This window comes from Streptomyces sp. CB01881, assembly GCF_002953255.1.
Lineage (GTDB): Bacteria > Actinomycetota > Actinomycetes > Streptomycetales > Streptomycetaceae > Kitasatospora.
In genome coordinates this window covers 6,326,744-6,327,897 of the sequence record NZ_CP026498.1, presented here as the reverse complement: position 1 = coordinate 6,327,897, position 1,154 = coordinate 6,326,744, and the positions used below count along the sequence as shown (strand labels likewise).

The 1,154-nt window shown below is 73.3% G+C and carries 1 protein-coding gene; it reads left to right on the top strand.

Features of this window, described 5'->3' with window-relative positions; translation table 11 throughout:
• The coding region (locus C2142_RS17325) for a type I polyketide synthase (RefSeq protein ID WP_194235785.1) at positions 1-1,154 on the top strand (1,154 nt) is incomplete at both ends.

Here is a 1,154-nt window from a genome sequence, read left to right as displayed (position 1 = left end):
CGATCAACCAGGACGGTGCGAGCAACGGCATCACCGCGCCGAACGGTCCGTCGCAGCAGCGGGTGATCCGGGCGGCGCTGGCCAACGCGGGCCTGTCCACGGCGGACGTGGACGTGGTGGAGGCGCACGGCACGGGCACCACGCTGGGCGACCCGATCGAGGCGCAGGCGCTGATCGCCACCTACGGCCAGGACCGGCCGGAGGGCCGGCCGCTCTGGCTCGGGTCCATCAAGTCGAACCTGGGCCACACCCAGGCCGCCGCCGGCGTCGCGGCGATCATCAAGATGGTGCAGGCGATGCGCCACGAGGTGCTGCCGAAGACCCTGCACGTCGACACCCCTTCCACGCACGTGGACTGGGAGGCGGGTGACGTCGAGCTGCTCGCCGAGTCCCGGCCGTGGGAGAAGACGGACGGTGTGCTTCGCCGGGCCGGTATCTCCTCGTTCGGGATCTCTGGCACCAACGCCCACGTGATCCTGGAGGAGGCCCCGGCGGCGGAGGACGTCGCCGGGGAGCCGGGTGCGGGCTGGCCGTCGGGTGCGCCGGTGCCGTGGGTGGTGTCGGGCCGGACGGAGGCCGCGCTGCGTGACCAGGCCGAGCGCCTGCGGGAGTTCGCGGCGGCCGGGTCGGCGTCGGTGCTGGACACCGGGTTCTCGCTGGCGTCCTCGCGGGCGGTGTTCGACCGCCGGGCGGTGGTGCTGGGTTCGGGCCCGGAGGAGCTGACGGCCGCCCTGGAGGGTGTGCGGGCCGGGCGCCGGCTGGAGGGCAAGACGGCGTTCCTGTTCACCGGCCAGGGCGCGCAGCGCGTCGGTATGGGGCGTGAACTCGCCGGTGTGTTCCCGGTGTTCGCGTCCGCGTTGGACGAGGTGTGTGCGCTGCTGGACGCCGAGTTGGGTGTCTCGCTGCGCGGGGTGATCGCGGGCGACGGTGGTTCGCTGGACGACACGGTGTACACGCAGTCGGCGTTGTTCGCCGTCGAGGTGGCGCTGTTCCGTCTGGTGGAGTCGCTGGGTGTGCGGGCGGACTTCCTGGCCGGGCACTCGGTCGGTGAGATCGCGGCCGCGCACGTGGCCGGGGTGCTGTCGCTGGCCGACGCCTGCAAGTTGGTGGCCGCGCGGGGCCGGCTGATGCAGGCGCTGCCGGCGTGTGATGGT